Origin of the sequence: Actinoplanes sp. G11-F43, from assembly GCF_050589265.1 — a bacterium.
Lineage (GTDB): Bacteria > Actinomycetota > Actinomycetes > Mycobacteriales > Micromonosporaceae > Actinoplanes.
This window is the reverse complement of record NZ_JBNZCE010000035.1, coordinates 77,996-99,479: the sequence shown is the minus strand read 5'-3', so window position 1 is coordinate 99,479 and position 21,484 is coordinate 77,996. Positions and strand designations below refer to the sequence as shown.

Below are 21,484 nucleotides of genomic sequence, written 5' to 3'. Positions count from 1 at the left end.
CCGCCACCCGGACGAGCGTAGCCAACGGGCGGGGCCGGCTGTGTGGTGGCCACGCGATCACCGCCGTCACCTCGGGAGCGTCCGACTCCGACTCCGGCCCCGGCCCCGGCCCCGGCCCCGGCCCCGGCCCCGGCTGGCCGCCATCCTCGAGCGGCCACCGGGCCGGCGGCAGCCAGCACCTTGACCGGCATCACGCCCGGTTCGGCCGTGTAGACGTCCAGCACCTTCGCCATCAATCGGCCAGGCGCGCCGGCCTTCGACACCGGCACCAGACCGGCCGGTCCGGGACGGGCGCGGCGGGTCGGGCGCTCGGCCGCCGCCACCGCGTCCAGCGCCGCCCGGCCCGCCGCATCGCGCATACCGCCCGGAGACGGCGCCGAACCCCGGTCGGCGCCCACGTCGGTGGATCGGGTGCTCAAGGCGGTGTCCTGGGCTCGGCATTCGCTCCCAGCCTGGGATGTGTGTGACGCGGACGGGCCGGGACACCCGACGCCCGCACACGAACGGGGAACATGCGCACTCGCCGGCTCCGCGGCGGGGCTCCATCGGCGGGGTGGGTTCCCCTCGCACCGCAACTCGCCACATGCCCCGAAAGCCCCCGCCGTGTGCCGATTTGCGGCTCGGATCGAGCCGCAAATCGGCACACGAACGGGGACCTATCGCGTGGCGAGCCGCCGCAGGATCTCGTCTAGGACCGGGCGGGACGTGGCGAAGTTGAGCCGCATGTAGCCGTCGCCGCCCGGGCCGAAGTCGGGGCCCGGGTTGAGCAGCACACCCCAGCCGGCCGGATCGGCCATCCGCAGCCAGGCCAGATAGGTGCCCTCCGGCGGATGCTGGCCGGGGAATGCCGCCGCCACCAGGTCACGGTTGCGGGCCAGCAGGGCGCGGACCTCGGCCAGCCACGGATCGCCGTGCTCCCAGGCGGCCAGGGTGCCCAGGATCCCGGCGGTGCCGGGCTCGCCCAGCATCCGCGGCGGCAGCGCGTCCAGGGCCTTGCGGACGTGTGGGACCGCCACGTCCGCTATCGCGCACCGCAGCCCGGCCAGGTTGAACGCCTTGCTCGCCGACGCCAGGGTGATCGTGCGATGCGGGGCGAACGATGCGAACGGCAGGTGCCGGTGCGGCTCGTAGGTCAGCTCGGCGTGGATCTCGTCGGCGATCACCAGCAGGTCGTGGGTCTCGGCGACCGCGGCGAGGGCGGCCAGCTCGTCGTGGGTGAACACCCGGCCGGTCGGGTTCTGCGGGTTGACCAGGATCAGCGCCGTGCACTCGGCCAGGGCCCGGCGGTCGATGTCGAACGTCCAGCGGGACCCGGTGTCGACCATCGGGATCGGCACCAGCCGCCGGCCCATCAGCTCGATCGTCTCCAGGAACGGAGGATAGGACGGCGTGTGCATGGCCACCGCGTCGCCGGGTGCGGTGGCCACGTACAGGATCGCCTGCAGGGCCTGAATCATCTCGGTGAAGAATCGGATCGAGTTCGGTTCCGGGCGATGACCCCATTTCGATTGGGTACGCCGGACGTACGCCCCGATCAGCGGGTTTGCTCCGGGGTCCTGTTCCCACACCGGATAGCAGAGGTCGGCGCCGGCGATCGCGTCCCGGACCGGGTCCGGTGGCGGGAAGTCCATGTCGGCGACCCAGGCCGCGATCGTGCCGCCGGTGGCCCGCGCCCATTTCAAGCCGGGACGGTGTGACAGTTCGGCGATGTCGATGTCGTCCAGCATGAGGCTACGTTAAACCGCTTTTCGTCGACGGGCATCGATGAGAAGCGCGGTTCCGGTGGCGAGCGCGCCGACCGCCTCCCAGATCGCGACACCCAGGAAACCGGCCGGTGCCACATCGATCAGCACCAATGTGGTGAACACGGTGAACGTGAGCAGCCGGAACGGCACCGTGAACACGAAGAACGGCCGCCAGTCGGTGGCCGCGGCGACCAGGTAGTAGACGCCCATGTTCAGCGAGGCCATCGAGGAGGCGGCCAGGAAGGTACGGCCGTCCGGGCCCAGCGCGTCGAATCCCACACTCGCCTGCGTCGTCTCCGGGGACACCAGCCCGGCGACCCCGAACAGCGCCGCCATCGCCCCGAACACCGCGATCGTCCAGCCCGTGACACTCCGTGGAAGCATCCGCCCATTTAAACGGTGATCGATCCGAGAAGGTAGACCGTCATGGATCGCATCGGGAACGGCCGGCCCGCCACCCTCTCCATCCGCCGGTGATCGGTGGACCACCGGCGGATCACATCGCGGTGAAGAGGACCGCTCGGTGGGCGGCTGCGGCTCGCTGGAAGAACCTCTGGAGGTCGGCGAAGTTGGTCCAGGTGTAGTCGAAATCGTCATCGTCGCCGGCGCCGCTGTAGTCCGGGTCGTCGATGAGATCGAAACGCTGCCGCAGCCACCGGCGGTCGACCTCTTGAAGCGCCTTGGCCACCTCGGGCACCTCGGACGCGGTGATGAGGACGACGTGGTACTCGTCGTGCAGGTGACGGCCGCCGGTCACCGCGTGGGACAGCGGGAACTCGCCACCGTCGGGGTCCAGCGTGCCGTCGGTGAGGCTGCGGTGGATGGCATCCCAGGCCTTGTCGGTGTCGACCTTCAACCGGTCGTCGCCCCATGACTCCTCGATCTCCGAGACGATCGACCCGACCTCGGCGAGATCGCCGTCCGCGGCCAGGAGGGCGTTCTCCTGTTCCGGCGTGATCGCGAAGTGCACACCCAGCATGGCGCCGAGTCTAGGCATCGATCCACCGGCCATCGCAAGGCCTGATGAATCGACGGGTCAGCTGATGGCCGGCAGCGACCGCCGTCGCCGAGCGGGGTGCCGCCGAGGATCGCCGGCCGGGGCACTCACTGCTCCGCGGAGAGCCGCCTGCCAGTCATGATCATGCCCGTGGACCTCACCCTACGGAAAAATGATCAGGTGAGGGCCATGATCACCGCCTGTCCCCCGGCCGCCGCGGAGCGGTAGAAGTCGCGCAGCGCGTCGTAGTAGGGGCCGAGGAAGTCGTCGAAGCCCTTGTCCGGCCACGCGCCCGGATAGACGTCGGCCTCCTCCAGGACCTCGGGGTCGTAACGGGCGCGCAGGGTCGGCGGATCCGTGGCATCCAGGGCGGACGCGACGGCGGCCACCTCGTCCGGAGTGAGGAGCCGGGGTGGGCCGTAACCGGGGTCCTCGCCGATCTCGGTGCCGCCGAGGATCGCCGAACCCACGCCCGCTGACACCCTCCCCCGAGTGCCGGTGAGCAGGTAGTGCAAGCCCTGCCAGGACTTCTGCAGATGGATGCCGGGATCGTCCAGCACCCGCCACGCCCGGCCCGGGTCCTCGATCACGGCCTGCCACTGATCCACCGGCAGCCGGCTCCCGATCATGCTGATGCCCACGTCGCCCCTCCCCGCCCATTCCAGAACTGGCCACAGGAGAACAGCGGGGTATGACAAAAACGCGGGTTGGCGGAGACTGAGGATTGTGCCCGTCACCCCTCTGCTGGCCGGCGATCCGCCGCGGCTCGGTGAGTTCGCGCTGCTCGGACGGCTCGGCGCCGGCGGGATGGGCACCGTCTATCTGGCCGAGGATCCGGACGGCCGGCGGGTCGCGATCAAGGTGGTGCGGCCGGAGAAGGCAGCGGATCCCACGTTTCTGGCACGGTTCCGCAGCGAGGTGAAGCGCGCCCGGCAGGTGCCACCGTTCTGCACCGCGGCGGTGCTGCACGACGATCTGGAGCACGATCCGCCCTATCTGATCGTGGAGTTCGTCGACGGGCCGAGCCTGGACTGGAGCGGGTGATCGCCGCCGATCCGGGGCGCGGGCTGGCCACGGTGTTCGAGGACCAGTCGCGGATCCGGGTGTTCCGGCTGGCGGCCGGCGCTGATCCGGTCCCGGCTGCGGAGATCCCCGCGTCGTGGGTGGCGGCGGCCACGTTCGACGAGGTCAGCGGGGATCTGGTGGTGGCCGAGGACAACGGCGGTTCGGAGTCGTCGCTGACCGTCTGGTCGATGACCGATCCGGCCGCGCCGCGCCGGGCGATCACCGATCCGGCCGGGCCGCGCCGGACGATCACCGATCCGGTTGTACCGCTTGTACCGCGCCGGTCGGCGACGATCGCTACGCAGGGTGGTATTCAGACGGTCGAGGCGCGCGGCGGCCTGATCGTTGCCGGTCAGCGGGACATTATCGTGTGGGATGGACAGAACGTTCGTTCTCTCCCGCGCCGTGGGCGGGCATCGGTGACGGTGAGCCTGTCCGCCGATCGCACCATGCTGGCCGTGACCGGCGGCTCCGGCACCGAACTGTGGCACCTGTCCACCGCCGACCCGCTGCTGGCTGCGGTTCTCCCGGGCCGCGCGGTCTCCGCCGCTTTCAGCCCCCGCGATCCGCTACTCACGGTCGGTGATCCCCGCGGCGTCACGGTCTGGGACGTCAGTGCCCTGCAGATGACCCTGCGTGACCCACTGTCCGAGGGCTGCCTCCGCCAGGGCGGCCTCACCGAGCCGGAATGGCGGACGCACCTGCCGACGTTGCCGTTCCACCCTGCTTGCCGATGATTCCGGTACGGGTACCGAAGCCCCGTGGCTACCCTTCGACCGTCACCCGGTTCGCGCGAATCCCCCGCGCGAGCGCTCTCCCTCGGCAGATCTTGGTCGGTTTACCACCGGAATGAGCCTTCTTCTCAGCTGCTGGCCCGCTCGCGGTCAATTCCTCGCGCGAGTGTCCGTATTCCAGCTCCGCCCTGGCCGACCNGGTGGATTTACCACCGTTTCCGGTGGTAAATCCACCAAGGTCTCTGCTGAGCGGGTCCCCACGCGAGGGATTGACCGCAAGTGATCAGGCGGTCGAGAGCAAGGCTCGAATGAGTCTTCTTCGTGGTGGAGGGCCGGGTGTTGTGCAAGTCCTCGGCTGGGCGGCTCGGCTCCGTCCCGGTGGGGGCACACCGTGGCCGGTTGTGCGCGAGCCCGGAGGCCCTGGGGCCGGTGGGGCGTCACGGTCCGCTGGTCGTGTTCCCGCGTCGGTGTCCTCGGCCTGGCCAACGCATACGAACCGCGAAAGTGTGCGCCGGCCAGGCCGGTGTCGGCGGCTGACAGCTGACGGATGGCGGATGACGGCAGACAGCTGGCGGCTGACGGATGGCGGCTGACAGCTGGCGGCTGACGGCTGACGGATGGCGGCTGACGGATGGCGGCTGACGGATGGCGGCTGACGGATGGCGGCTGACGGAGGGCGGCTTGCGCTGGGGGACGCCGGCTGGGACTACGTTCGGTGGGACAGGAGTGCCACTGCGGTCAGCATCGTCAGTAGGGCCGCTGCGAACCAGGTCATCACCGTCATCACTCCGGTGAACAATGTGGCCACGCCTATCGCCAAGGCGGAGATCGCCAGGGCCGCGTAGGCGATCAGGAACAGGCCGGCCATCGCCGCTCCCCGTTCGGTGGGGGTGGCCAGGGCCGCCACCGTGCCGATCGAGGCCTTGAAGAGGATGCCGGCTCCGATTCCGGCCAGGATCCCGCCGGCCAGGAACACCGGGAGGCTCGTCTGGTGCATGCCTGTCACCAACGTCACCACGCCGACGGCCTGGGAGGTCAGGCCCAGGACGGTTCGGGTGCGGGGTGGCAGGCCGGTGGTCAGGGTCTGCGCCAGCGCTGAACCGCCGAAGACCGCGAAGACGATCGCGCCGGCCAGTAGGCGGGACGGGTGGTGCAGGGTGCCGGCCACAAAACCGGGGGCCACCGAGGTGAAGAAGCCGAAGACCGAGAACGCGGCGAACGTGCCGGTGGCCGCGGCCAGGTAGGCCGGACCGGACGCGGTGGTGACTCGTTGCGGACGGTAACGGTAGCCGGGTTCTGGGCGGACCGTCTCCGGAGCGATCAGCACAGCGCCGATGCCTGCCAGGAGGAGGACCAGGAAGAGCAGGTACGGCGTACGCAAAGGGGCGGTGAAGTATTGGGCCAGGAAGCCGGCGAGCAGTGTGCCGAGGCCGAGCCCGCCGATGTTGGCCGCCGTGGAGACGATCTCGAAGCGGGTGCCGGTGGCGTGCGGGCGGTGGGCGGTGTGGAGTTCGTGCAGGTGGGCGGTGGCCGTCGCGGTGATCATGCCGACGCCGAGGCCGGTGATGAAGCGGGCGGCGAGGAGCACGGGCAGTGACGTGCCGGTCAGGAACAGCACGGCGGCGAGCGCTTCGAGGGCGAGCGCGGGGATGAGGACGCGCCGGCGGCCGAGTTTGTCGGAGACGTGACCGGCGAGGACCAGACTGACCACGACCCCGATTGCGTACGCGGCGAAGACGACCGTCACGGTGAACGTGGAGTAACCGTAGAGCGGGAACAACGGCGCGGGCACCGTCGAGAACGCCATCGCGATCAGGAATGCGCCCGCGACCGCCCAGAAGCCGGTGCGGGTGTCGGCGACCGGCCGGGCGCGAGTCTCCAGAAGAACCATGCGGCTGACTGTGCGCCGATCGGAGTATCAGCACCAACGAAAGTTCACGCACGTTCCGATCGCGATCAGTGATACTTCGAGGTGTGGAACTGCGCCAGCTCGAGTATTTCGTCGCCGTCGCCGAGGAACTGCACTTCAGCCGGGCGGCGGCCCGCCTGCACGTGGTCCAGTCCGCGGTCTCCGCCGCGATCAAGACCCTGGAGCGCGAGTTGGGTACGCCACTGCTGGACCGCAACGCCAAACGGGTGCTGCTCACCGACGCCGGTCAGGCTCTGCTGCCGCGCGCCCGGATCGCCCTGGACGCGGCCCGCGACGCCCGGGACGCGGTCGCCGAGGTCAGCGGCGGACTGCGCGGGACGTTGCGGATCGGGACGCTCACCTCGATCCGGATCATCGACCTGCCGGCGCTGCTCGGCGAGTTCCATCGGCGTCATCCGGGGGTGGTGCTGCGGATGGCGGTGTCGCCGACCGGTTCCGGCGGGCTTGTCGACATGCTCACCGATCATCGGCTGGATCTGGCGTTCGTGTCGGTGCCGGGGCCGCGCCCGGCCGGGCTGCGGATGACCGAACTGGCGTCGTCGGTGATGGACCTGACGGTCCCGATCGGTCATCGGCTCAGCACCGCGGCGACGATTCCGATCGAAGAGCTGGGTGGTCTCGACTTCATCGACCTGCCGGCCGGTTACGGGAATCGTGATGTGGCGGACCGGGCGTTCGCGGCGGCCAGTGTGCGCCGGCACGTCACGATCGAGCTGACCGACATAGGAACGAGCGCGGATTACGTACGAAATGGGCTCGGTGTTGCTCTTCTGCCTCGTTTTCTGGTCGCCGATCGGGAGGGGATCGTGACGATTCCGGTCACCGGGGCCGATTTGCGGTGGCCATTGTCGCTGGCGGTGCCGGACGATCGGCCGCCCAGTGCGGCGGCTCGGGCGCTGATCGCGCTGACCGGGGAGTTCGTGACTAGAGTGGGCCCTCATGAGGACGTTACGGGTGGTGGTCCTGACGGGGGCGATGGTGGCCGGGGTCGGCGGCGGGGGAGTGACCGTGTCGCGTGACGTACCGGCGCCGTCCGTGAAGTTGACAGCCGTTTCGTCCGCGCTGCCGGTTTTGCCGGCACTACCCACGCAGGCTCTGCCGGTGCCGGGTGCCGCCGAATTGGCCGCCGCCGATCGGGCGAAACAGGTGAAAGCGCTGAACGCGGCGTTGAAAAAACTCGCCGGGAAGACGCCGGATTTCTCGGTCGCCGTTCTCGATCGCCGGACCGGTTTGCGGTACGCCTACCGGGGCTCGGTCAAATTCGACACCGCCAGCATCGTGAAGACCCAGATCCTCACCTGCATGCTCCTGAAAGCGCAGGACGCCAAACGGAAACCGACCGCCGCCGAGATGAAACTGGCGCGGCCGATGATCCGGCTCAGCGACAACAACGCGACCACCACGCTGTACAAGCGGATCGGCGGCAAGAGCGCGGTCACCAAATGCAACAAACGGCTCGGACTGACCCAGACCGTGGTCAACGTTCGGTGGGGGCTGACCCGGACCACCGCGTCCGATCAGATCCGGCTGCTCAGCGAGCTGGTCGACACCGCGGGGCCGCTCAACTCCAGTTCGCGCAAGACCGCGTTCACCCTGATGAACACGGTCAGCAAAGCCCAGGACTGGGGTGTGCCGGCGATCGCCAGGAAGTCCGAGACCTTCATCGTCAAGAACGGCTGGGACACCCGCTCCGCCGACGGCGGCCTGTGGGCGGTCAACTCGATCGGCCGGGTCACCACCAAGAACGGCAAGGTCGACGTGTCGGTGGCGGTCCTCTCGCACAACAACAAGTCGATGAAAGCCGGCGTCACCCTGGTCGAAAGAATCGCCAAGTTGACCCGCCAGCACCTCAAGTACTGATCTCGCCGGGAGCCGGCAGCCTTTCCGGCGGGGGATCGCCCCGTTCGGTGGCGAACGCCGTCAACAGCTCGATCGTCCGGCCGACCAGATCCTGGCCCACCTCGTCCGGGAGCCGGCCGACCGGAGGCGTGGGCACGTCGCGGAACATCGGGTGCGCCTCGATCAGGATCGTCCACCAGACACGGTTCGAACAGTGGCCGAGGACCCGCTCGGCCACCCAGGGCTGAAACCCGGACAGCGACTGGTCCGTGCCTGCCGAGAAACCCTCGATGAATGCCACGAGCGAGGCGAAACTGTCGTCGGGCAGATACATGCGCCGTCGACGGGTCAGGTGGAAGACGAGCACGCCCAACCGCATCGGCCCAGTTTGGCATAGACGATTATCGTGACGGTGTTCGTCCGTCTCTGATCACGGGGTCGCTCAATGGGATGGCTGCTGGGACTGATCACGGCCGTCGTCGTCATCGTGCTGGCCACCTGGCTCCTGTGGGCCTTCATGGCCGGGGTGTACTGGTTCAGCGAGTACCACCCGGATCAGTTCTTCGGCGTGCTGCTGCTGCTCGTTGCCGCGCCGGTCCTGGTGATGCTGCTCAAGCGGGTGCGTGCCGGGTACCTGACCGGCGCGCACGCCACCTCGTCCGGGTGGGAGTCGATCGACGACCCCCGGCAGCACGAATGGCCGTGGAGCGGGCTCCGGCTGCGCGGCACGATCCGGGTGCGGCGGGCGTGGGCGTTCCGGGCCGGAGGGTTCCCGGTGATCGCCGGGGACGTCAAGTGGACCGGGAACGCGCTGTCCGGCGCGGTCGACCCCAGCGACGGCAGCGGGGTGTTCGTGATCGTCCGGCTGCCCGCCGAAGCGGAACCGATGGCGATGCGGCTGCCGTTCGAGATGGTCGGGGACTCGCCGCTGCTCGAACGCGCGTCGTTGCGCACGGCGTTCCTGTCCAATCGGATCCCGGCGTGGACGGCTCGCGGTCACGAACTCTTCACCATCGAGCCGGTGTCCGGCCCGATCGGTCCGGAACGGATCGAGGAGTGCGTCCAGCGGGCTCTGCTCGTCGTCGAACTGCTCCGCCCGGACGATGGGGAGCCGCTTCGGCCGGATGCCGGCGGGCCGCTTCGGGGGGAGGACGGGTAGCCGGTCAGTGGGGATCGCCGCCCGGCGGCCGCCGGGCGGTCCGGTGTGCCGCGGTGCTCGCGGGGACGACACGGGCGGTGTGGCCTGCGGTTGTGGGGCTGTGGGGCGTACCAGAGCAGGGGTTTGACCTGGGGTTTGGTGATGATTGACACGGGAGCCTCGGTCCGGGCCCGATGACCCTGGCGTGCTACGTTCCGTGGGGGAGGACGCATGCAAAGGCGCACGGATCTCATCGAAGATCTGATGGGACGATTCCCGCACATCCCGCGTGAAGCGGTGATCAAGGAAGACCTGCTGCGGGGCGGGATGGCGTTCGACGAGTCGGCGCTCACCGACAATGAGAACGGTGAGGTGAAACCGAAGTCGTATTTCATCTTCTCGTTCGATCACCGGACTCTGCCGGAGCTGGGTGAGGCGGCGCTGCGGCGTCCGCCGGAAGAGGTCGTGCTCACCGGCGGGCCCTATGATCTGCGGCGGACCGTGGTGTCCGTGCGGGTCAACCCGTCGTCACCCTATGTGGTGAAACCGACCGAGGATGGGAAGCTGATGCTTCACCTCGACGGTCGGCCGATCGCGGATGTCGGGTTGCCGCCGATGCCGGACTATTACCGGCACACGCTTGACAACGGCAAATCGGTGATGGAGGTCGCGCCCACCATTCAGTGGGGCTATCTCGTTTATCTCACCGTTTTCCGGGTCTGCCAGTATTTCGGCGCCAAAGAGGAATGCCAGTACTGCGACATCAACCACAACTGGCGTCAGCACAAGGCGGCCGGGCGGCCCTACACCGGTGTCAAGCCGGTCGAGGAGGTCCTCGAAGCCCTCGCGATCATCGACAAGTACGACACGGCGAAGACGTCACACGCCTACACGCTGACCGGCGGCAGCATCACCAGCAAGGTCGACGGGCTGGCCGAGGCCGACTTCTACGGGCGGTACGCGCAGGCGATCGAGGAGCGTTTCCCCGGCCGCTGGATCGGCAAGGTGGTGGCGCAGGCCCTGCCCCGTGAGGACGTGCAGCGGTTCTACGACTACGGCATCCGCATCTACCACCCGAACTTCGAGGTGTGGGACAAGCGGCTGTTCGAGCTGCACTGCCCCGGCAAGGAGCGGTATGTCGGCCGGGCCGAATGGCACCGTCGCATCCTCGAGTCCGCCGAGGTGTTCGGCCCGCGCAACGTGATCCCGAACTTCGTGGCCGGGATCGAGATGGCCGAGCCGTTCGGTTTCCGGACCGTCGACGAGGCGATCGAGTCGACCACCGAGGGCCTTCAGTACTTCATGTCCCGGGGCATCCTGCCGCGGTTCACGACCTGGTGCCCCGAGCCGACCACGCCGCTCGGCAAGACCAACCCCGAGGGCGCCCCGCTGGAGTACCACATCCGGCTGCTCGAGGCCTACCGCGCCACGATGGACGCCAACGGTCTCAGCACCCCGCCCGGTTACGGCCCGCCCGGCGCCGGCAACGCGGTGTTCTCGGTCAGCTCGTTCATGGACACGCTGCCGCCGGAGTGATCCGCTCCGGTTGAGCTTCGGACAGATGCCGCCTCGACGCCTTTCACAGGCGCCGGGGCGGCTCGTTTTCGCCCTCGCCTGATTCCGCCGCCACTCGTTCTGCCCGCCTGATCTGGCGCCGTTGTTCCCGCCCCGCCGGGCGCTCGTTCTGCCCGCCTGATCTGGCGCCACTTGTTCCTCCCCGCCTGATCTGGCGTCGCTGTTCCCGCCCCGCCCCGCCGGGCGGTGGAAACAGCGGCCCCGCCTCAGTTCTGGCCCTCGCGCGTGGTGGCTTTCGGTTTGGCCCGCACGTGCATCCGTTCGCCCTGGCGGCCGAAGATGCTGAGGATCTCGACCGGCTGATCGCCCGCGGTGCCGAACCAGTGCGGCAACCGGGTGTCGAATTCCACCGCCTCCCCGGGCCCGATCACGAAGTCGTGCTCACCCAGAAGCAGCCGCAACCGCCCGGACAGCACATACAGCCACTCGTACCCCTCATGAGTCCGCGGATCCGGCTCACACTGCTCCGGCGGAATGATCACTTTCCACGCCTGCAGCGACCCGGCGTGCGGGGTCAGCGGCAACACGATCCGGCCGTTCGCCCGCCGGGGAACCGGCCGCACCCGCGGATCCGCGATCTGCGGTGCGCCGATCAGTTCGTCCACCGGGACCCGGTGCGCCTGCGCGATCGGCAGCAACAGCTCCAGGCTGGGCTTGCGCTGGCCGCTCTCCAGCCGGGAGAGGGTGCTCTTGCCGATGCCGGTCATCTCCGCCAGGGCGGTCAGAGTGATGTTGCGCTGGGTACGCAACCGCCGAAGCCGCGGCCCGACCTCAGCGAGCGCTGCGGCGATTCCTTGTTCCACCTGGTCATTGCACTCCGGCCCCCGCCGATCGGCAACCTTTGTTGCCGAAACCGGGAATTCTCTGTTTCCGCAACGTTCTTTGCCGCAGCCCTGAAGCATGCGGAGGCTGTGCCGCATGAACGAGTACGACATGAACAGGTACGGCACGCACGAGTTCGCCAAGGACCAGTCCGTCATGGGCCAGCCCGTCATGAGCCAGCCCGTCATGGGCCAGTCCGTCATGGATCAATCCGCCGCGGACCAGCTCGCTGCGGCCCGGTTCGCCGTGACCCCATCCGCTGTGGCCCCGTTCGCCGTGGACCAGTTCGACGCCGTCGTCGTCGGTGGCGGCCTGGCTGGCATGAGCGCGGCCCGGCTCCTCGCTCGATCCCGGCGCCGGATCGCAGTCATCGACACCGGCTGGCCGGCTGCCGCTCGCGTGGACGGAGAGATGGCCCGGCCCAGCCATGGCGTCACGACCTTCGACGCGGATCGTCCGACCGACGCAGCCGGCCCGGATCCCGTGGTTGCTCCTGACCTCGTGGTTGCTCCTGATCCCGGGGCTGTTCCTGACCTCGCGGCTGTTCCTGATGCCGTGGTTGCCCCTGATGTGGCGGTTGCGCCTGGTCCCGTCGTTGCGCCTGGTCCCGTGGGTGTCCCTGGTTCCGGTGGACGCCTCGCTCCGGACGGCTCGCAACCGTTCGGATCATCGGCGGCGGCTCGGGCCGAGCTGATCGGCTACGGCATCGTCATCGTGCCCGGCACAGTGGTGTCGCTCACCCCGACCCTCCCTGTCGGTGTCTCCGCGGGCATGGTGGCCGGGGACGCGGGCTTCCTGGTCCGGCTCGGCTCCGGGAAGATCCTGTCCACCCGGCGGGTACTGCTCGCGACCGGTCCGCTCGGTGATCTCCCGGCCATTCCCGGCCTGGCCGAACGCTGGGGCCGCGAGGTGCTCCCCGGCCCTTACGAGCACGGCTACGAGTTGCGCGACCGGCCCCTGGGCGTGCTCGGTGGCAGCCCTGATTCCGTCCAGCTGGCGCTGCTGGTCCGGCAATGGTCAGCGGACGTCGCCTACTTCGCCCACACCCGGACACCGGCCGGCGACGAACGACAGCGGCTCACGTCCCGGGGTATCCGCATCGTCGAAGGCCGGGTGACCCGCCTGATCCGCGTCGACGACCGCCTGGCCGGCATCGAACTCGACCGGGCCAGCGTGGTGGCCCCCCACGCCTTCTTCGTCCGCCCGGTCCCGCCCCCGTGTAACGGGCTTCTCACCGCCCTCGGCGCGGTGGTGATCGATTCTCGAACCGGCCGTACCACCGTCCCCGGCCTCTGGTCCGCCGATGACCTGATCGTCCCGCAAGCCCCCGCGGCCACCGCTGCTGGTGCCGGGTTGGCTGCCGCCGTCGATCTGCACACCGACCTGATCGAGGAGGACGTCCGGGCGGCCCTCCCGTTCTCGGCAGCCCAGGAACGCCGGGTGGCCGCTCTCCGCGTCACCCTCTGAGATCACTCACCAACGCCCTCGAAGGGCGCAGCACATCATCAATCAGGAGTTATCGCCATGTCGTATGAATCGAGCCGTCACCAGATGGCCGTCATGATCTGGCTCGCGGTCTTCCCGACCCTCACGATCCTGCAGACCCTGCTCGGAGGCCTGCTCAGAGATGTCCCGATGGTCCTCCGGACCCTCATCATGGCAACTCTCGCGGTGCCGATCGTCGTTTACGCCCTTCTTCCCCTGTTGCAACGTCTCCGGGCCAGGTTCGTCACGCGGGTTCCGGGCTGACCCGGACAGTGCCGCTCTGCCCCCGCTCCGGTGCTCGCCGCTGCGGGAGACCGAGGGGACGGGATCTCCCCGCCGCTCCCGTGGTGGCCGGGGCCTCACAGCAGGCTCGGGCGCGAACGATGCCCAGGTCGGGGAGGTAATCTTCCCGGCGTGAGAAGTCGTCGGTTCGCTCTGATCCGGTCGGATCTCGAAGGGTCCGTGTGCCCGCTGCCCGATGATCTCGTCGAGACGTTGCGGCAGCGCGAGTCGGTCACGGTGGTGCTCGACCACAAGGTCCTCGGGGTCACCCCGCTGCAGGAGACGTTCGAGTCGGCCGCGGTGCAGGATCCGGGCTGGCGTCTGGCGGATGTGCCCTGGCCCGCCGATGTCCGGCCGGGTGTGCTGGTCAGCGTGGCCTGGAAGTCGGCCGAGGACTACGTGCATGTGCGCACCACGGTGCTCGACGAGCCGATTCGGGTGGACGGCGTGGATTACTACCACGACTACGACCCCAAGGTGATCACCCGCGAATTCGATCCCGGTCTCTCCAACCGCGGCCAGGTCCTGAACGCGGTCCGACGGCTGGGCCGGGTCTTCGACGACGGCAGCGCGGTCTTCCCGGAGGCTGAGCTGCCCGCACACTGCGGCCTGGGACGGGGCAAGAAGGGAACGTTCCTCCTGCGCAACGCGGTGGATCAACTTCTCCGGGAGGGGTACGTCACCCGCGTCCCGGGCAGCACCGGCCCCGACGGCGAACTGAACTATCCCGCCATCGACGGCGAGGAGACCCTCGACCTGCTGTTCTACGCACCGCTCCTGGAGGAGGCCCCGCTCCCCGGCGAGTCCGGCGAACACGGTCACGGCGAGGCGGGTGACCGCCGCGATCACTGGGTCAACGGTTTCGTCCGGCGCCTGCCCGCCGGCGCCCACGCGTCGAAGAAGCAGCAGTCCCTGCATCAGCAGGCCATGGAGAAGGAACAGGTGGACGGCTTCACCCTGGAACCGGGCTACACCTTCGTGAAACGGCATCACCGCAACGGATGAGCCGGGGGCTTGTGGAGGCCTGTAACGCTCTCGTCCGGTTCCCTCATGGCCCAGTCGGCTCACAGGATGATCGTGCACCCTTGGCGGATGAAAGCCCTTGCCGGCCTCGGCGTCGCTTGCGTGATCGGTTCGCTGTCGCTGTACGCCGCACTGCACCTGCTGCCACCGTCAGCCGAACTGGACTGGAGCCGGCGCACCATCAGTCAGTACGCGCTGATGCCCAACGGCTGGATGTTCGACACCGCCACCCTGTTGCTGGCGGCCGGTTCGGCTCTGATCCTGGCAGCTCTGCACCGGGCCGGGGTGCTGTCCCGGGCCGCTCTGGTAACCCTCGGCTTGTGGGTGGTCGGCCTGGTCGGGGTGGTCTGGTTCGAGAAGCACAACTGGCAGGTGGGCCCGTCGATCAGCGGTGACGTGCATCGGGTCGCCAGTGTGGTCGCGTTTCTGAGTCTGCCGATCGGTGCGCTGCTCGCTGCCCGTCGAGGTGGTGGCGCGGCCCGGTGGGTGGCGCTCGGGGGCGTGGTCTCGCTGCTCTGCTTCATGCCCATCCTGTGGGCGGTGGCCTCGGAGCCGTGGACGGGAGTCCGCTGGTGGCATGCCATCCCGCTCGGGACCGTCGAGCGCCTGCTAGGCCTGGCCGAGGTGATCACTGTGCTGCTCCTGGCCCGCTGGGCGTGGCTTGTCAAAGAGCCGGCTCGCCGCCTGGTCCCCGCCGCGGAGCTCTCCTGACGGTGTCCTGACCGTCTATGGAGCCGCGTTTGCCGTCATACCCTAATCATGGTGGCCGGTGGCCGGACCACAGGCAGGTCCTCCGGCGGAGCAGTCCGTCGCCGAGAGGCATGTCGAGCATCCGCGCCTTGAACTCGGCCCTGTGCGGCTCGGGCAGGGCTTCCACGAAGGCCCGGTAGCCGTGTGTCATCGACCACCGCCATAGCATCGCGGTGTCGTGGACGGCGACCTCGACGGTCGCGTGATCCTCTCGAAGGCCGACGAACCCGGCGGCCTCCAGAAGATCAGCCGCATCGATCGGACGGCCGATGCCGCCACCCGGAGGCAGATGGGGCGCGAACTCCAGGAACAGTGTGTCGAGCCGATCGGTGAGTGGCGACGACCAGACCGCCGGCATCTCATCGCGGTGACGGGCGCTGCCGCCGGTCAACACGAACCTCCCGCCCGGTTTGAGGACCCGGAGTGCCTCGGCCGCCCCGGACGCCGGATCGTCCAGGAGGTGGATCACGAAGGAGGCCGCCACCAGGTCGAATCCGCCGGACGGAAGCTTCAGGTCCTCGGCGTCCATGACCCGGACCGAAGCGTCCGGGTAGTCGGCGGCGAGCAACGCGGCCATCGCGGGTGCCGCGTCGACGGCGGTCACCTCACAACCACGGCTCAACGCGGCCGCGGTCAGCGCACCCCGGCCCGCGCCGAGGTCGAGGAAGCGTGAGCCCGCCGACGGTGCGATCGCCCGCACGATCGCCGCGCCGTACTCCCGGAAGAACGGCACGACCTGGTCGTAATCGCCGGCGACCCGGTCGAACAGCCGCCATGTCTGCTGCACGCCGTCATTCGAACCCGTCCGGCTTCCCGCGGGCAATCGAAATCCGGACTCCTCGGCACTCTCTCGACACCGCTCCGGTCAGTGTGGTGGCAGGCTGATCCTCTCGACGATCCGCACCACCTCGGGGAATGTGGCGATCGATGCGGTCACCCAGCGTTCCTCGAACTCGTCGAGACGCCGGACCCCGCTCTGCAGGCAGGCGATGAACGCCAGGCCGGCTCTACCCGCCGCGCTCGCGTCGCCGGGTGAGTCGCCGACGTACACACATTGCCGTGGAGCCAATCCGGTGTGTGCCAGCAACTCGTCGAAGGCACGGGGGTCGGGCTTGCCGTATCGGGTGTTGTCGCGGTGGTAGACACCGCTGATCCGGCTGGTCAGCACATGATCGGGTTCGAGCATGTGCCTGATCTCGGGCCCGGTGCGGGAGGTCAACAACATCACGGTCCGCCCGGACAGCACCAGCTCGTCCAGCGCGGCCAGATTCTCCGGCGGAATCACGTCGATCCGCCCGTCGGCTATGTGGCGCCGCATGAAGTCGTGGAACAGCGGTCCGAACCGCTCCAGATCGATCCCGGGTGATCTTTTGGGCATGGCCTCCAGGAGAGGCTCGCCCCAACTGGCCAGATGCAGGCTTCGTGGCATCGGCGGCCGGCCCATCGCGGCCAGCACTTCGTTCTCCAGGGTGAACGATGTCGCCTCGGTCAGGCACAGTGTGTCGTCCACGTCGACGATGACTGCCTTGATCATGTGGTGAGGTTATCCGGCTGCGTTCCGATATCCCTGTGGAGTTGTGCTCCCATCATCGCCGCTCGGGTCGGCGAGGGCAGTCGTGCTGGCTCTACCTTTTCGCCTCGTGCCAGCCGTACCACCGGCAGCGTGCTGGCACGACTGTGCCGGACCGTTGTGTCCGCTTGACTTGCTCCCATGACAGACGACGCGAAGCCCGTACGGACCACTCAGTCCCTGGAGAAGCCGGGTCTGACCCGCCGCCGCTCCAGGACGCGACTCGGGGCGGCGGCACGGGCGGCCCAGGCGGTCAGCGACGGTGGAGGGCGGGAGCCGGCGGTTGACCTGAAGCGGACTTGAAGACCTACGTTCGGGCGCCATGACCATCGATCAGAGAAGCGACGAGGAGTTGGCGGCGCAGCCGGCCGCCTACTGGACCCGCCTGGCGTACGAGGCGACGATCGGATTCACCCGGGCGAGGCAGGCCGAGGCGGGGTTCACGCAGCCGCAGTTCTGGCTGTTGCGCAACCTGTCCCGAAACGATCTCTGGCCCGATGGGCGAGGGCGCACCATCGCGGAGCTGACCGTGGCCATGGCCGGTTATCTGCGAGCCGAGGACGACCTGACGTCCGAGGCGGAGACATCGGCGGAGAAGGGGTGGCTCACCAGTGACGCGGAGGACCGCTGGTGGATCACCGACGAGGGGGAGAAAGCTCGACTGGAGATGAAGGCCGTCTCTCCCGGGATCCGCGCGCGAATTCATGAGGGGATCGATGATGCGGACTATGTGACCGCTTTGCGGGTGCTCCTTCGGATGATCGACAACGTCGAGCGTTGACATTATGCAGGCAGTTGCCTGCATAATGCTGGTCATGGCCAGTGACATGGACAAGGTGTTCAAGGCGCTCGCCGACCCGACACGGCGTCGGCTGCTCGACGACCTGCGGGTCGAGGGCGGTCAGACCCTGGGGCGGCTCTGTGCCCGGCTGGCCATGACCAGGCAGTCCGTCACCCAGCATCTCGGAGTGCTGGAGGAGGTGAACCTGGTCGGTACGGTGCGGCGCGGTCGAGAGAAGTGGCACTACCTCAATCCGGTGCCGTTGCACGAGGTGCGGCAGAGATGGATCGCTCCGTTCGAAGAGCCCCGTCTACAGGTCCTCGACACGATTCGCCGCGAGGCGGAAGAGCCGAGGAAGGAGGGCGGGGAGCCAGCGATGGGACCAATAGGGGAGTCACCGATGAAACCTGAGTACGTCTACGTGACCTACATCCATGCCAGCCCGGAACGTGTCTGGGAGGCGCTGACCTCGGCCGACCTGACCGGTGAGTTCTGGGGGCACAGCAACGTCTCCGACTGGCGGCCGGGATCCTCGTGGGAGCACCGGCGCACCGACGGCTCCGATGTCGCCGACGGGGGTGGGGTCGTGCTGGAGGTGGAGCCACCGACGCGGCTGGTGATGACGTTCGGGGAGGCGGGGGCGGGTGCTGGTCCCGAGGTTTCGACGGTGACGTTCCTGATCGAACGGCACGAGGACATCGTCCGGCTCACCGTCACCCACGCCAACCTTCAGGACGACGGGGAGCTGAGGGAGATCTCCTCCGGTTGGCCGGCGGTCATGGCGAACCTGAAGTCCCTGTTGGAGACCGGTCGGGCACTGCCACAGGCCCCCTGGGAGATGCATGCCGATCTAAGCGGACGATGAGATCGGCGAACGCTGACGGCGCGTTAACGGCCTCTGCCGGAGCCGATCTCGCCGGCTCTGAGTAGGGCGACGGCCCGGGTTCCGACCCTGAACTTCTCGATCGGGCGGAGATTGTCGAGAGGGACCTTGCGGCCGCGGACGGCTACGACGATGACTGCCTCGGGAGGGAGCACTGCGGCGACGGCCGTGAGCATGCCGGCGATTCCCGCGTCGGCTTGGTCGCCCTGCCAGACGGTCTGCTCACCGTAGGGGACGTCGGTCAGGACCACCTGCGGACGGTTGCCGCCGAGAGCGACGGCCAACTGGACGGGATCCAGGGCATCGGCGACGTTCGCGGAGGAGAGGAGATCGCCGCCACCGGCAGTGAGGCGGCGGGTGAGACGGCCGGCGGCCTCGACGGCGCCGGCGTGTGACGGCTTGCCGAAACGGGTTGCCAGATCGGACAGCTCCGCCGTCCGGGCGCGCAGCCCGTCGGCGGTCAGCAGGGAGAAGTTCCGGCGGGCCAGGGCCACCGCGTTCTCGTCGATGTCGGAGCCGATTGCCGCGGACAGACGTTCCCGGTGTTGGAAACCGAGCACAGTAAGGAGGTAGCCACTGCCACAACACGGATCCCACACCGTGACCGGGCCACTCATGCCGGCGGCCGCACAGCCGCGCTGGAACATCTCCGAAGCCAGCCGGACCGGGAACGCGGGGTGTCCCGGGGCCGATTGGAGTACCGATCCGCTGGCCAGATCCGCGTAGTTGGCCGCAGTGGTCGCAAACCGGTAACTCATCGTCGACCTCTTGTCACGGAACGACCCGGGCGCCGAGGTTCGGCGTGGGCGGTGAGCTGAATGACCACGAGTCGAATGACCACGAGCTGAATGACCACGAGCTGAATGGCTACAAGCGGGGGAGGGCGCGTTGACGAGCGGCTTCGTACAGGACGACAGTCGCGGCCGTCGCCGCGTTGAGGGAGCTGGCAGTTCCGGACATCGGGATTCTGACCATGTCGTCGCATGCGTCGCGCCAGGACGAACTCAGGCCGTTGGTCTCGTTGCCGATCAGGGCCAGGGTGGGGCGAGTGAAGTCGTACTCCGCCGCGTCGGGGGTGCCGTTCTCGTCGGTGCCCACCACACGCAGGTCGACGCCGGTGGACCGCACCTCGTCCAGCCAGGTCAGGACCGCCTGGTGCGATGGGACCCGGACCACGGGCAGGCCGAACAGGGAGCCGGTGGTGGCCCGGACCGCTTTCGGGTCGTACACGTCGGCGGCATGGCCGGTGATGATGACGCCGTCCGCGCCGAACGCGTCGGCGGAGCGAACGAGTGTGCCGATGTTGCCGGGACTGGACGGCCGGTCGAAGAGGACCACCAGCATCGACGGGCCGGCCGGGATGCGGTCGAGGCTGTCCTCGGGGATGCCGACGACGGCCAGCAACTCCGGGACGGTGTCCGCCTTGCCGCCCAACTCGTGCATCAGCTCACGGGAGACGGCGAATCGTTCGGCCCGGACGTCGGCCAGGGTCTCCCGAGCCCAGGCCGACAGTTGGGCGCTGGAATCGAAGAGGAGTTCCCGGATCTGCCAGCCGTTCTTCACAGCCATGCTGATCGGGCGTACCCCCTGGACGAGGAACTCGCCGCGGCGCTGGCGCTTGGTCCGGTTGCCGAGCAGGGACTCCCACTGCTGGAACCGTGCGTTGCGAGTGCTCACCCGCAGGGTCTGGGGCAACCCCGCCTCCGTCGATCTCGTTCGTTCGTGCCCGGGGTGCACGTCCGATGGTTCGGGACGTTCCGTGACCTGTCCAGAGAGAGGGTATCGGACAGACCCGGTGCCGCCGGTTCTGCGTTCGCGACGAACTGCCAGGCGGCCCGGTTTGTGCCCGAGAGCGGTGGGACCGAGAGCGGTGGGACCGAGAGCGGTGGGACCGAGAGCGGTGGGACTGAGAGCGGTAGGAGTGGCGAACGGTCAGCGGTTGAGAGCGGTGGATTGGCGGACCAGTGGGAGGGGATGGGGAGGAATCGGTAGGGAAGAATCGAAGGGTGCTGCTGGATGATCAGGAACTGCATGCCTCGTCGGTTGTCGCGAACAACGCCATGAATCGGGAGCGGCAGCTCAGCGGGGTGAACAGCTATGCGAAAGAGATTGGTTTCGACCCGTTGAGCCGGCTCGGTGGGGCGGACAGTGCCTGGCTCGACCTTTGCTGCGGCAGCGGGCGGGCGTTGCGGCAGGCCGCCGAGCGGTTGACCAGCGTAAGCAGCGCGGGCGGCAGAGGCAGCGCGGGCGGCAGAGGCAGCGCGGGCGGCAGAGGCAGCGCGGGCGGCAGAGACAGCGCGGGCGGCAGAGACAGCGCGGGCGGCAGAGGCAGCGCGGGGGACAGAGACAGCGCGGGGGACAAGGCTGGTCGTCTGGACAGCGCGCGGGGTGGTGGTGGGCCGGACGGATCCGGGGGTTGGGGGGCGACTCTGGTCGGGGTGGATCTGGTGGGTGGGGTCGACATTCCGGGGGTGACGTTTGTTGAGGCGGCTGTCGAGACTTGGGTGCCTGAGCGGCGGTTCGACCTGATCACCTGTGTGCATGGGCTGCATTACGTGGGGGACAAGCTGGGCGTACTCAAGCGGGCTCTGTCCTGGCTCACGCCTGCCGGGAGCTTCGTCGCCGACCTGGATCTCGCGTCGGTGCGGTTGGGTGGGGGCGGGGCGCGGCGGCTTGCCCGGCTGCTGCGGGACGCCGGTGTCGACTATGACGCGCGACGGCGGCGGGTCACCTGCACCGGGCCTCGCGACCTGAAGCTGCCCTACCGGTATCTCGGGGCCGATGACAAGGCGGGGCCGAACTACACCGGGCAGCCCGCGGTTGATTCCTACTACGAAAATGGGTTGACGCTACCGATAATCTGAT

At 68.7% G+C, this 21,484-nt stretch carries 24 protein-coding genes and 2 pseudogenes; 14 read left to right on the top strand and 12 right to left on the bottom strand.

Annotated elements, in window-relative coordinates:
• The 5 genes and pseudogenes from ACQ0O7_RS35005 to ACQ0O7_RS34985 all read right to left on the bottom strand — a co-directional run.
• A pseudogene (locus ACQ0O7_RS35005) lies at nt 1–419 on the bottom strand (hypothetical protein); the annotation flags it as partial.
• Between the two features lie 237 nt (nt 420–656).
• On the bottom strand, nt 657–1,727 hold the full coding sequence (locus ACQ0O7_RS35000) for an aminotransferase class I/II-fold pyridoxal phosphate-dependent enzyme (protein ID WP_430788763.1): 1,071 nt from the start codon (nt 1,725–1,727) through the stop codon (nt 657–659).
• 9 nt (nt 1,728–1,736) lie between these two features.
• A complete protein-coding gene (locus ACQ0O7_RS34995; protein WP_430788761.1) occupies nt 1,737–2,129 on the bottom strand; it encodes a hypothetical protein in 393 nt (130 codons plus the stop codon).
• Nucleotides 2,130–2,241: 112 nt separating this feature from the next.
• Nucleotides 2,242–2,742: a YfbM family protein gene (locus tag ACQ0O7_RS34990; RefSeq protein WP_430788759.1), complete on the bottom strand. Its 501-nt coding sequence runs from the start codon at nt 2,740–2,742 to the stop codon at nt 2,242–2,244.
• Between the two features lie 176 nt (nt 2,743–2,918).
• Complete coding sequence (locus ACQ0O7_RS34985) at nt 2,919–3,383, bottom strand: YfbM family protein (protein ID WP_430788757.1); 465 nt, start codon at nt 3,381–3,383, stop codon at nt 2,919–2,921.
• An 85-nt stretch (nt 3,384–3,468) separates the two neighbouring features.
• Here ACQ0O7_RS34985 and ACQ0O7_RS34980 point away from each other — a divergent pair, with 85 nt between their 5' ends.
• Nucleotides 3,469–3,786 carry a hypothetical protein gene (locus ACQ0O7_RS34980; RefSeq protein ID WP_430788755.1) on the top strand — a complete coding sequence of 106 codons (318 nt, stop codon included), beginning with the start codon at nt 3,469–3,471 and terminating at the stop codon, nt 3,784–3,786.
• Entirely contained in the window at nt 3,783–4,544 is a 762-nt protein-coding gene (locus ACQ0O7_RS34975; protein WP_430788753.1) for a hypothetical protein, read from the top strand. Before ACQ0O7_RS34980 ends, ACQ0O7_RS34975 begins: the two co-directional genes overlap by 4 nt.
• 703 nt (nt 4,545–5,247) lie before the next feature.
• On the opposite strand, the gene ACQ0O7_RS34970 is transcribed toward ACQ0O7_RS34975, so the two are convergent.
• Nucleotides 5,248–6,432, bottom strand: coding sequence for an MFS transporter (locus ACQ0O7_RS34970; protein WP_430788751.1), 1,185 nt, complete (start codon nt 6,430–6,432; stop codon nt 5,248–5,250).
• Nucleotides 6,433–6,515: 83 nt separating this feature from the next.
• Between ACQ0O7_RS34970 and ACQ0O7_RS34965 the strand changes: the two genes are divergently transcribed.
• Nucleotides 6,516–7,490 carry a LysR family transcriptional regulator gene (locus ACQ0O7_RS34965; RefSeq protein ID WP_430788749.1) on the top strand — a complete coding sequence of 325 codons (975 nt, stop codon included), beginning with the start codon at nt 6,516–6,518 and terminating at the stop codon, nt 7,488–7,490.
• Entirely contained in the window at nt 7,411–8,331 is a 921-nt protein-coding gene (locus ACQ0O7_RS34960) for a serine hydrolase (RefSeq protein WP_430788747.1), read from the top strand. The genes ACQ0O7_RS34965 and ACQ0O7_RS34960 overlap by 80 nt, the downstream gene beginning before the upstream one ends.
• Here ACQ0O7_RS34960 and ACQ0O7_RS34955 read toward each other — a convergent pair.
• Nucleotides 8,321–8,689 (bottom strand): hypothetical protein, encoded by a 369-nt coding sequence (locus ACQ0O7_RS34955; RefSeq protein WP_430788745.1) that lies wholly within the window; start codon nt 8,687–8,689, stop codon nt 8,321–8,323. The genes ACQ0O7_RS34960 and ACQ0O7_RS34955 overlap by 11 nt on opposite strands.
• 66 nt (nt 8,690–8,755) lie before the next feature.
• Here ACQ0O7_RS34955 and ACQ0O7_RS34950 point away from each other — a divergent pair, with 66 nt between their 5' ends.
• Together ACQ0O7_RS34950 and ACQ0O7_RS34945 are read left to right on the top strand one after the other, a co-directional pair.
• Nucleotides 8,756–9,469 carry a hypothetical protein gene (locus ACQ0O7_RS34950; RefSeq protein ID WP_430788743.1) on the top strand — a complete coding sequence of 238 codons (714 nt, stop codon included), beginning with the start codon at nt 8,756–8,758 and terminating at the stop codon, nt 9,467–9,469.
• Between the two features lie 210 nt (nt 9,470–9,679).
• Nucleotides 9,680–10,984, top strand: coding sequence for a radical SAM protein (locus tag ACQ0O7_RS34945; protein ID WP_430788741.1), 1,305 nt, complete (start codon nt 9,680–9,682; stop codon nt 10,982–10,984).
• Nucleotides 10,985–11,229: 245 nt separating this feature from the next.
• On the opposite strand, the gene ACQ0O7_RS34940 is transcribed toward ACQ0O7_RS34945, so the two are convergent.
• Nucleotides 11,230–11,826 (bottom strand): helix-turn-helix domain-containing protein, encoded by a 597-nt coding sequence (locus ACQ0O7_RS34940; RefSeq protein WP_430788739.1) that lies wholly within the window; start codon nt 11,824–11,826, stop codon nt 11,230–11,232.
• Between the two features lie 97 nt (nt 11,827–11,923).
• On the opposite strand from ACQ0O7_RS34940, the pseudogene ACQ0O7_RS34935 reads away from it, so the two are divergent.
• The 5 genes and pseudogenes from ACQ0O7_RS34935 to ACQ0O7_RS34915 form a co-directional block, all read left to right on the top strand.
• Nucleotides 11,924–12,262: pseudogene (locus ACQ0O7_RS34935) on the top strand (NAD(P)-binding protein); the annotation flags it as partial.
• Between the two features lie 192 nt (nt 12,263–12,454).
• A complete protein-coding gene (locus tag ACQ0O7_RS34930) occupies nt 12,455–13,312 on the top strand; it encodes a thioredoxin reductase (RefSeq protein WP_430788769.1) in 858 nt (285 codons plus the stop codon).
• 93 nt (nt 13,313–13,405) lie between these two features.
• On the top strand, nt 13,406–13,594 hold the full coding sequence (locus ACQ0O7_RS34925) for a hypothetical protein (protein WP_430788737.1): 189 nt from the start codon (nt 13,406–13,408) through the stop codon (nt 13,592–13,594).
• Between the two features lie 150 nt (nt 13,595–13,744).
• Nucleotides 13,745–14,617 carry a hypothetical protein gene (locus ACQ0O7_RS34920; RefSeq protein WP_430788735.1) on the top strand — a complete coding sequence of 291 codons (873 nt, stop codon included), beginning with the start codon at nt 13,745–13,747 and terminating at the stop codon, nt 14,615–14,617.
• An 87-nt stretch (nt 14,618–14,704) separates the two neighbouring features.
• On the top strand, nt 14,705–15,346 hold the full coding sequence (locus ACQ0O7_RS34915) for a DUF998 domain-containing protein (protein ID WP_430788733.1): 642 nt from the start codon (nt 14,705–14,707) through the stop codon (nt 15,344–15,346).
• A gap of 46 nt (nt 15,347–15,392) precedes the next feature.
• Here the strand turns inward: ACQ0O7_RS34915 and ACQ0O7_RS34910 are convergent, their stop codons facing one another.
• Nucleotides 15,393–16,172, bottom strand: a complete 780-nt coding sequence (locus ACQ0O7_RS34910; RefSeq protein WP_430788731.1) for a class I SAM-dependent methyltransferase — start codon at nt 16,170–16,172, stop codon at nt 15,393–15,395.
• A gap of 78 nt (nt 16,173–16,250) precedes the next feature.
• On the bottom strand, nt 16,251–16,919 hold the full coding sequence (locus ACQ0O7_RS34905) for an HAD family hydrolase (protein ID WP_430788729.1): 669 nt from the start codon (nt 16,917–16,919) through the stop codon (nt 16,251–16,253).
• Between the two features lie 358 nt (nt 16,920–17,277).
• Between ACQ0O7_RS34905 and ACQ0O7_RS34900 the strand changes: the two genes are divergently transcribed.
• Together ACQ0O7_RS34900 and ACQ0O7_RS34895 are read left to right on the top strand one after the other, a co-directional pair.
• Nucleotides 17,278–17,736, top strand: a complete 459-nt coding sequence (locus ACQ0O7_RS34900; RefSeq protein ID WP_430788727.1) for a MarR family transcriptional regulator — start codon at nt 17,278–17,280, stop codon at nt 17,734–17,736.
• Nucleotides 17,737–17,770: 34 nt separating this feature from the next.
• Complete coding sequence (locus ACQ0O7_RS34895; RefSeq protein WP_430788725.1) at nt 17,771–18,601, top strand: ArsR/SmtB family transcription factor; 831 nt, start codon at nt 17,771–17,773, stop codon at nt 18,599–18,601.
• Nucleotides 18,602–18,624: 23 nt separating this feature from the next.
• Here ACQ0O7_RS34895 and ACQ0O7_RS34890 read toward each other — a convergent pair whose 3' ends face one another.
• The gene (locus ACQ0O7_RS34890; protein ID WP_430788723.1) at nt 18,625–19,377 is read right to left on the bottom strand and encodes an rRNA methyltransferase; all 753 of its coding nucleotides are present in this window, start codon (nt 19,375–19,377) and stop codon (nt 18,625–18,627) included.
• Between the two features lie 109 nt (nt 19,378–19,486).
• Nucleotides 19,487–20,314, bottom strand: coding sequence for a TrmH family RNA methyltransferase (locus ACQ0O7_RS34885; RefSeq protein ID WP_430788721.1), 828 nt, complete (start codon nt 20,312–20,314; stop codon nt 19,487–19,489).
• 311 nt (nt 20,315–20,625) lie between these two features.
• On the opposite strand from ACQ0O7_RS34885, the gene ACQ0O7_RS34880 reads away from it, so the two are divergent.
• Complete coding sequence (locus ACQ0O7_RS34880; protein ID WP_430788719.1) at nt 20,626–21,483, top strand: class I SAM-dependent methyltransferase; 858 nt, start codon at nt 20,626–20,628, stop codon at nt 21,481–21,483.
• Nucleotide 21,484 lies beyond the last annotated feature (1 nt).

What these genes read in the sequence shown, in the direction of transcription:
- ACQ0O7_RS34890 (WP_430788723.1), bottom strand. Translation starts at nt 19,377, where the DNA reads ATGAGTTACCGGTTTGCGACCACTGCGGCCAACTACGCGGATCTGGCC.
- ACQ0O7_RS35000 (WP_430788763.1), bottom strand. Translation starts at nt 1,727, where the DNA reads ATGCTGGACGACATCGACATCGCCGAACTGTCACACCGTCCCGGCTTG.
- ACQ0O7_RS34925 (WP_430788737.1), top strand. Translation starts at nt 13,406, where the DNA reads ATGATCTGGCTCGCGGTCTTCCCGACCCTCACGATCCTGCAGACCCTG.
- ACQ0O7_RS34915 (WP_430788733.1), top strand. Translation starts at nt 14,705, where the DNA reads ATGAAAGCCCTTGCCGGCCTCGGCGTCGCTTGCGTGATCGGTTCGCTG.
- ACQ0O7_RS34945 (WP_430788741.1), top strand. Translation starts at nt 9,680, where the DNA reads ATGCAAAGGCGCACGGATCTCATCGAAGATCTGATGGGACGATTCCCG.
- ACQ0O7_RS34995 (WP_430788761.1), bottom strand. Translation starts at nt 2,129, where the DNA reads ATGCTTCCACGGAGTGTCACGGGCTGGACGATCGCGGTGTTCGGGGCG.
- ACQ0O7_RS34905 (WP_430788729.1), bottom strand. Translation starts at nt 16,919, where the DNA reads ATGATCAAGGCAGTCATCGTCGACGTGGACGACACACTGTGCCTGACC.
- ACQ0O7_RS34950 (WP_430788743.1), top strand. Translation starts at nt 8,756, where the DNA reads ATGGGATGGCTGCTGGGACTGATCACGGCCGTCGTCGTCATCGTGCTG.
- ACQ0O7_RS34895 (WP_430788725.1), top strand. Translation starts at nt 17,771, where the DNA reads ATGGCCAGTGACATGGACAAGGTGTTCAAGGCGCTCGCCGACCCGACA.
- ACQ0O7_RS34990 (WP_430788759.1), bottom strand. Translation starts at nt 2,742, where the DNA reads ATGCCTAGACTCGGCGCCATGCTGGGTGTGCACTTCGCGATCACGCCG.
- ACQ0O7_RS34955 (WP_430788745.1), bottom strand. Translation starts at nt 8,689, where the DNA reads ATGCGGTTGGGCGTGCTCGTCTTCCACCTGACCCGTCGACGGCGCATG.
- ACQ0O7_RS34900 (WP_430788727.1), top strand. Translation starts at nt 17,278, where the DNA reads ATGACCATCGATCAGAGAAGCGACGAGGAGTTGGCGGCGCAGCCGGCC.
- ACQ0O7_RS34970 (WP_430788751.1), bottom strand. Translation starts at nt 6,432, where the DNA reads ATGGTTCTTCTGGAGACTCGCGCCCGGCCGGTCGCCGACACCCGCACC.
- ACQ0O7_RS34960 (WP_430788747.1), top strand. Translation starts at nt 7,411, where the DNA reads ATGAGGACGTTACGGGTGGTGGTCCTGACGGGGGCGATGGTGGCCGGG.